This window comes from Bartonella sp. AA1HLJMS (assembly GCF_042197445.1).
Taxonomy (GTDB): Bacteria; Pseudomonadota; Alphaproteobacteria; order Rhizobiales; family Rhizobiaceae; genus Bartonella.
Window position 1 is genome coordinate 1 of the sequence record NZ_JBHIRW010000045.1, and the last position, 7,280, is coordinate 7,280.

At 41.4% G+C, this 7,280-nt stretch carries 5 protein-coding genes and 1 pseudogene; 1 reads left to right on the top strand and 5 read right to left on the bottom strand.

The features are described from left to right. Nucleotides 1–187: pseudogene (locus ACFIQE_RS08105) on the top strand (hypothetical protein); the annotation flags it as partial. A 1,456-nt stretch (nucleotides 188–1,643) separates the two neighbouring features. Here the strand turns inward: ACFIQE_RS08105 and ACFIQE_RS08110 are convergent. The 5 genes from ACFIQE_RS08110 to ACFIQE_RS08130 all read right to left on the bottom strand — a co-directional run. Continuing rightward, nucleotides 1,644–2,108, bottom strand: coding sequence for a hypothetical protein (locus ACFIQE_RS08110; protein WP_375707503.1), 465 nt, complete (start codon nucleotides 2,106–2,108; stop codon nucleotides 1,644–1,646). Nucleotides 2,109–2,127: 19 nt separating this feature from the next. Beyond that, complete coding sequence (locus tag ACFIQE_RS08115; protein ID WP_375702918.1) at nucleotides 2,128–3,270, bottom strand: N4-gp56 family major capsid protein; 1,143 nt, start codon at nucleotides 3,268–3,270, stop codon at nucleotides 2,128–2,130. Nucleotides 3,271–3,367: 97 nt separating this feature from the next. Next, nucleotides 3,368–4,279: a hypothetical protein gene (locus tag ACFIQE_RS08120; RefSeq protein WP_375702917.1), complete on the bottom strand. Its 912-nt coding sequence runs from the start codon at nucleotides 4,277–4,279 to the stop codon at nucleotides 3,368–3,370. An 11-nt stretch (nucleotides 4,280–4,290) separates the two neighbouring features. Continuing rightward, nucleotides 4,291–6,345, bottom strand: a complete 2,055-nt coding sequence (locus ACFIQE_RS08125) for a portal protein (protein ID WP_375707504.1) — start codon at nucleotides 6,343–6,345, stop codon at nucleotides 4,291–4,293. Next, nucleotides 6,330–7,280 (bottom strand): phage terminase large subunit (locus ACFIQE_RS08130; RefSeq protein ID WP_375707505.1); only part of this gene is annotated, 951 nt, incomplete at its 5' end. The genes ACFIQE_RS08130 and ACFIQE_RS08125, both read right to left, overlap by 16 nt.

The window sequence follows — 7,280 nt, forward strand, 5'->3', positions numbered from 1 at the left end:
GAGTGGCTCTTGTGAGATTTATGGCTCTGTTTATGGCAATGCTAAAATCTCATATTGTGCAACGATCTGGGGGCGTGTTTATGGCAATGCAAAAATCAATAAAAAAAGCAAAGTAAGGTTGGTTCCAAAAAAATGTGAGGTGTATGAAAGGGATAATGTTGTCAATATAACTGATAAAACAGAATAAAAAGAGACATGGGGGACGTGCCTTCTTTATGGTTATAAACGCATATAAAATGCATTGCTATAAACATATCATAAAAGAGAGAGTAAAATAAAAAAAGCCGTGCCAAATGATATGACGCGGCTTTCAAATAACGATTATAATGATAAAAAATAATCATCCACAATGGAGTAATGAATGCATATATACAAAACGTATCATATTGCAAGTGCTCTATGAGAGATATGAAAACTTATCAAAAGAAACGTAAATGTGCGTATGATCTTTAATCACTCATTTGAATGAGAGAGCCTATAAAACGCTTGTTATGGCTATCAAACGTATCAAACAAATCAAAACGCTCGGTAGCTTTATCAATCCAATCAAAAGCAAATGCATATTAAGTGAATGTCTTGTAAAAACGTTCTTTTTACATTTACGAGCGTTAGGTTTCAAAAGCAGCTTTTCATAAGATAAATAAACAAACGCTTTTATAAAGTGTAAGGTTTTTAAGATTTTGCTCTGCTGTGAAATCTAGATCTTCATTTTTCATAAATGAAACGTTCTTAAGAGCAAATGATAACTAAGTTATAACTGTAATAAAAAAAAGTTTTAACGTTTCTTATAAAGATCTCATTTTATGTTTCAAACGTTTAAACGTGCATTTAAAGAGGTTCTCATAAGCGTATTTGTACTTTTCATTAAAAGATAATTTCTTTAAATATTAGCCGGCTCAATTTTGAGTTGGCAAAATCAACCAGCTCAAATTCGAGCTCGTTATCTTAGAATAGAGCATTCTTTAAATATTACAGCTTTTGACTCAAAATTGAGTAAAATCCCATGCCTTATGATGTTACAATGGTTTTAAATTTTTCTTGCTTGCATTATATCATTAAAAAGCTTTTGATTTCATAAGACATAACATTGTGATTTTCATTCTATATGTCATGATATTATATTTATGCTGATTACTTATCATTTTCTAAACTTTTAGAAAGCGTTTTAAAAGTGATCTTGTCTTTAAATCCTTTTATGCAATCTTTATAAATTAAACCTATAAGCTTATAAAAGTTTTAAATGATTACTTTCTTATAGGATACTATAACATCTTTAGATTTTGCGCTCCCCAATTTTGGGGACCGTTAATTTTGTTTTTATCATGCGATTAACAATCCAATCATTAAAACAAGATGTGATCTTTAAACGTATGTTATCGATAATTCCAAACAACTAAATTTTAAACAATGTGATTTGTACTGTGATAAAAACGTATCATAAGATTTATAAACTGTTATGAATGATAGCTGCTTTTCATTTCATTTGAATGCACACATGCGTTATAATATTTGTATCATGATTTGCTTTTTATGGTCTATTCATGCATGGCAATCTTATATAAAAAATGATCAAATGAATCATGCATAAAAGTGTGGATTCTTAAGTGGATTCATATAAAATAATTTCACACAACCTATTGACTTTATTGGTTTTTTATGCATAATATGTTATCGAACTCAACAATCACCTCAGCATCACCTTTGGTGCTTTTCTTGTCTCGTGTCATGTAAATCGTACTTTCAGCTTCTAATGGAACATCTCGTTCCTCCATAGGAAGGTACAAATTGCCATCGGTAGATTGCCGAAGCCCTATATCTCCATAATCATTACCATGAGGCTCTTTTCCAAATGTAGCTGTTACATCTTCAAAATCCTCCATGGTATAAGCTGTAATACTTTTTATAAAAGCCCCTCGGGGTAGAACGCCAATTTTTGTTATCAACCCTTGGTCTGTACATTTAACACGCGCCCGTAAATAACTAACCTGCTGCGTAGAGTTGTTGCGTCCCTGCAAAACAGGTGGCAATCCCTCATCTGTCATGCCAATAGTCTCAATGGTTTCAACGATTTCATCAGGTTCCTGTGTAATTAGCGATTTTTCTGCCATAATTGTCATCCTTTAATAATTAGCTTGCTTCGGCAAAAGAAGGGATAACAATCGTACCAAAATCCTGCCCCCCTTGATCAGAATGCGGCAAGGTATAGCGTGATTTTTTCATGCCGATAATGGTTTTAGCTGCAACCCCAAATTCACGTTGATAATCAAACAGTTCTTCAACAAGTTTATAGCGTGTTCCCCCTTTCCCATCGCCTCCTGTTGCTCCATTGCCAACGCGCCCATAAGCCATGATAACACTTTGCGCACCAAGCAACACAGCACGACGAACAGAGGGAACAGGCTCTTGTGTCTTTGAATTAACACCATTGGGGACATGCTCTGCTTCACGCAAAATGACACCGTTATACATCCCCAAAGAACCATTAAAAATTGGGTTCTTAGCTCCAGAGCCATCATAAGCTGCCTTGGTAATGTCTAACCATTGCCCGCTCTTTGTATTGGTACGCAATTGAGTTACCTGTGTTGGGTGGAGATACATCACATATGCCGATTTTCCATCAACACGAACCGGACGCAAACGTGGATTAGCAAGTTTTGCGCGTTCAACAGCCTGATCTATAAGATCTAATGTAAAAACATCGTCTTTTGTAAGCTCTTCATCAGTCTTTTTCTTATTGGCACGAATAATACGCAATTTGCTTGGCTCTAATGGAGCATTAAAACCATAATGTACGGGTTTAAGGGTTATGGTGCGTCCTTCGAAGTGAATCCATGGTGCTGTATACCCTGCTGCCTGAATGAAGAACATCAAACTTAAGCGATCTGCATACCAATCAACCAACCCATCCTTTGCTTCTGTTCGTAAATTAAATAAAACACGTTGTTGATCAATGGTGCCTTCATACTTTACGCGTACAGCATGAGAAAGCTCGTTAATACGCACCGTTTCATTCATAAATTGGAGGGCTTCTTCATTGCCTTCCAGCGTTTGTCCCTCGCTAACGCCATCCCCCATAAGTTGGACTCTTAATCCGCTCGTCACAGAGTCACCAGCGGATTTTCCTAGCATATCCAATACTTGAATAATGCTGTTTTTGCCTTTTCCCATCAGCGGTGCAATGGGCAACGCTTTTGAAGTTTCTGTGTTTAGCATCTTAGCCCAAACGCCAACGGCTAATGGGTCATTAAGATTTACCTGTGTTACTGCCATTTCAATCAATGCCTTTCTTGGTTTTTAAAACTCGCCTTGCGGCATAACCAAACGATAAAAATCACTTGGTTCTCTCTGTTGCGTCACCACGCACATCTCACGCTCTGCTCATAATTTGTTCAAATTTTTCGGGATTTTTCTCAACCCATACAGCAAATTCGGCTTCCGGCATGGAAAAGAGCGTTCTCACATCCATACCGCCTGTTGGAACTTGTCCGCCGCGCGCTGTAAGCGTCCGCGCTGCTTGAGAACGCTCTTGAAGGGCTCCCACTTCGTCCTTAACGGGCGCTCCACTATAGCCAAAAGCTTTTGCTTTTTGCACCAGCACCTCAATTGGGTTTATACCAGCTTTCTGACACTGCTGGCATATTTGGCGCAATTCAGCACCAATTTGCTGTTGCCGTGCTGCGGGGTCTTTCCATTGCGGATAAAGGCTTGCTTGCGCTTGTAAAACACTGTCTGCTCTTTCATAGAGATAGTCCGTGATACTGTCTAAATCTGGATATTTATCTTGTACCTGCGCTTTGGCTTCCTCGAAATAATCCCCTAACTTTTGGCGTTCATATTCCTCTTGACTCATGCGCTCTTGGTTCTCTCTCATATGAGAAAACTCATCAAGCAATTTCTGTTGTTCTTGTACCTTATGACTAAGCCATGCAACATGTGCTTGTGGATCATCTTCTAGGGAGGGAATATTTTCTTCACGACGGCGCGTGATTTCTTCCTGCATTGCGGCATATTTTTGCGCAAGTTCAATAGCCAATTCACGCGCTTCAATGGCGCTTTGTTCTGCCTTTTGGCGTGCTTGCCGCTCTTGCTCTAGTTTATCAGATTCTATTACACCAGAATTTGGCTGCTCTTGAAGTGGTTCTACAGCTGGCTGTTCAGAACTTTCCTCTGCATCAAAAACTTCCTCAACTTGTTCAGGCTCGACCAACTCAACAGCATTATCGCTAGAAAAATGTTCATCATAGATTGCTTGTTCTTCAGGCGTAAACTCTTCTTCCATATTCTGTCCCTTCAGTGTGCTATTATATTTTTTGTCAAAACTCGATAGTGTTCCAACTGTGCCTGTAAAGCTGTGCGTTCTAAATCACGCTGCGCTATCTCATTTTTTGCCTGTTGCAACTCAAGCTGCATGCGCGCTTGTTCTTGTTTTAAAAAAAGTTCGACATTTTTCTGCTGCAATGCCGCTTGTTTCTGCTGCGCATCAAGTTGATAGAGTGTGCTCTTTGCTTGCGCTTCCTGCTGTAAAACAGCAATCTTTGCTTGTTGCTCTGGAGTTAATTGTGCCCCTTGGCTTTGTTGCATCATCTGCTGTTGCTGTTGTTCTTGTTGTGCTTGCTGTGCTTTTGCGGTTAAATTTGCTACCAATGTTGCCGGTAGTGGGGAAAGCTTTAAAAGATCTGGAATCATCTCCGGTGTTAAGAAGCCACCAAGCAATGGCAACATCTGCGTAATTGTCGCAAAAGTTTTCTCTTTTTCATTGGGGCTTGTCGGTGAATCATCAACAATAATGTCGTATTCAAGCGTTGTGACAGCTTCACGTGTTAATGGAACATACTGCGCATTTTCTGGTCCAGAAATACGTACCAAACGCCCATCAGAGAGATAATTCTGAATGAGATAAAGGATAATCTTTCCCTGCCTACACCGATAAAGCTTGAGATTATCAAACAGCCCCGCAAGCAAATTAAGCGTTGATTGCCGGCGTGTATTTTCCAGCACATTGGCTTGGTTGACCTCCCGTGTTCCGATAAACTCAGCCGATAACCCTGTTACATGCGTTATCGCTTCACGCGATTCATTAAACAGCTGGAAAAATCCATTGGGAAATTGTGCACTTGGCTTTGGTTGAATTTTCCCTCCTGTAAGCGCGCCATTTTTAACCCAAGTAATCGTATCCGTTCGCGCCCAGCTTTCCATGGCTTGGCGATCATCATCGAAAGCGTCTCGTTCTGCCATCAAGCCGCCCTTAGACTGGCTATTAAGGATATACATCACTTGGCTAAAATATTTATTCGACCATTTTTGTGGATCTTTTGCGGGGCGAACAATCCCGTAAAACTGGTTTTTAAGCTTATCCAGCGTGCCCGTGATACACTCCCACCCAAGTTGCCCATCAGGTGCTAATGGCTTATCGGGCTTTACTAAAAGACGTCGTCCTAGAAAAGCGCGTCTCACCACTTTTTTATTAAAACACACCCCTTGTAGTTGTGGCATTACCCTTTGCAGCTGCTCAAACTCTTGTTTGCTATAGTTGCGCATTTGGCCGGTTTGAAGATCAGGCGCCTTGTAAGTGGTCTCATATTCAAACCAACGGCATTCAACCAGCGTAACATAGCGTTTCCCAGAATACGGATCTGAGAGAGAAGTCGCATTGGAGTCATCTTGATACGCATCAAGCGACACATGAGAATCCTCAGAAGCGGTTGTACTATCGATAGCCCAATCGGCGTTAAGATCTTCAACAGCAACATCAGGAAAAAGACTTTTAGCATCCTCAACGGATTTGCGATCAACATACCACATACGCTGTGCGTCAATGAGATTTGGTCTTACAGCATTGGCATCCCAAACCATTTTTAAGGGATCTAAACGTTGAACAGCAGGTATCCCTTCGGGATCTGTATCATAATCAAGCCGCGTATCTGTCCAGCCCATACCGCAAATAACCATATCCTGAAAAGCATCGGAATCGGCATATTCCGCCTCTGCCTCATCACGAAACCATTCTGCTGCTCCAGTAAGCAATTCATTGGGTATTGCCGCTCCCATTTGCCGTGGTTGAAACTGTACTTCGCGCTTATTATTACGCTCCGCCCCAACAATAGCATTCACAAGGGGTGCAATGCGGTTAAAAGTCATGACAGGACGGCGTTGCTCTTTTAAAACCGCAAGATCTTCCTCTGCCCATTGACGACCATTATAAAAATCAAAATCTTCACGCGCCTGTTCACGCCATTCATTAACATGTTCAATATCTTCTGCGTACCAAGACTTTAAACGCTTATAGATTTCATATTCATCGAGGATTGTCGTTTTTTGAAAGTCTTGATCTAGAATGCCATCCATGATGCCGCTTCTCTTTCCATAGTGCAATAACGCTCTTGCTTGGGTTTGACACTGGGTGCTTCATAGACAATGCACATTAAACCAAAGGCATCCGCCCCATGGCTCGACCAATCATGCTCTGCACCCAAACCAATGCCGCGCTTCTCATCCCATTTCTCATGATACCAATTCAGTGCTTTGCGCCCTGCTACCGTCATCTCTTCATTAAACCAAACAGACGGCAAAATACGCCGCACCGCCTCTATACGCATCTTAACCGCCCCTGCCCCTTGATTAGGGATCACTTGCGTTTCAAAACCCGCATCATTTAAAGCACTCTCAAAACTCACATTGTGCACACGGTCTCTGGTCGCACCATCATGGGGCAAAACCATCAATGCCTTCTCATAACCATTGTGACGCAACCAACCGATATGTTCCGATAAAGGCTGCCCCTGTGCTTCGTAATAATTAAGCACTCTGATTTCTCGCCCCACAAACTGTGCTATCCATATCGCCGTGGCATCTGCCTTGGCGCCTGTCCCCCCAATGTCCCAAAAAGCACGTATTTGCATTAAAGGGTCACGAGCAACACGCCCTATCCGCCCCTCTTGCTCGGCTGCCAACATTTCCTTTTGATAATAAGCACCTTGAACCGCTTTCAGATAATCCCCTTCCCAGATATGCTTATAGGTCTCTGGACGGTTTCTCAGATCATCCAATCGTGCTTCATTCAAGATCTTGGGAAACTTCGGATTGTCTGACCAGTTGATCTCAACACGCTTAATTGCCTCATTGTCTGAAAAGCGAAACCGCTTCTCAACGGGGGCATTCTCTCGTAATGGATTCCATGTCACCCATAACTCTGCCCGCCATCCTTCTCCTTCTTCTCGCAAAGTCGGTATAAGCGTTTGCCAAGCTGTCTCTGTAACGGGCTCTGCCTCATCAACCCAACA

Excerpts from the sequence above, each read along its gene's own strand:
- ACFIQE_RS08110 (WP_375707503.1), bottom strand. The coding sequence starts at position 2,108 with ATGGCAGAAAAATCGCTAATTACACAGGAACCTGATGAAATCGTTGAA.
- ACFIQE_RS08120 (WP_375702917.1), bottom strand. The coding sequence starts at position 4,279 with ATGGAAGAAGAGTTTACGCCTGAAGAACAAGCAATCTATGATGAACAT.
- ACFIQE_RS08115 (WP_375702918.1), bottom strand. The coding sequence starts at position 3,270 with ATGGCAGTAACACAGGTAAATCTTAATGACCCATTAGCCGTTGGCGTT.
- ACFIQE_RS08125 (WP_375707504.1), bottom strand. The coding sequence starts at position 6,345 with ATGGATGGCATTCTAGATCAAGACTTTCAAAAAACGACAATCCTCGAT.